This window comes from Pseudomonas sp. HY2-MNA-CIBAN-0224, assembly GCF_040310285.1.
In the GTDB taxonomy this organism is placed as follows: Bacteria; Pseudomonadota; Gammaproteobacteria; order Pseudomonadales; family Pseudomonadaceae; genus Aquipseudomonas; species Aquipseudomonas helleri.
In genome coordinates this window covers 1-236 of sequence record NZ_JBEOPQ010000910.1, presented here as the reverse complement: position 1 = coordinate 236, position 236 = coordinate 1, and the positions used below count along the sequence as shown (strand labels likewise).

The following is a 236-nucleotide window of genomic DNA, read 5'->3' as shown; positions in this document are numbered from 1 at the left end:
ATAGTGCAGTTACCGGGATATTACGTCAATGATGCCATTGCTGAGGGGCGATTGGTTGTATTACTTGCACCTTTTCAACAACCAAAAGAAGGCATTTGGGCTTTGTATCCGCACAATCGTCATTTATCACCAAAGGTGAGATTGTTGGTCGATAAGTTATCGCAAGAGTTATCATTAAAGTGATTCAATCACTGATAAATTTAGCTCATAGTCCGTAAAAACCGCGCTATTTGAGC

1 protein-coding gene is annotated in these 236 nt (G+C 40.3%); it reads left to right on the top strand.

The genetic code is table 11. The features are described 5' to 3' along the window. On the top strand, nucleotides 1–183 hold a 183-nt coding region (locus tag AAEZ03_RS28890), incomplete at its 5' end, for a LysR substrate-binding domain-containing protein (protein WP_350583436.1). Between the last annotated feature and the right edge of the window lie 53 nt (nucleotides 184–236).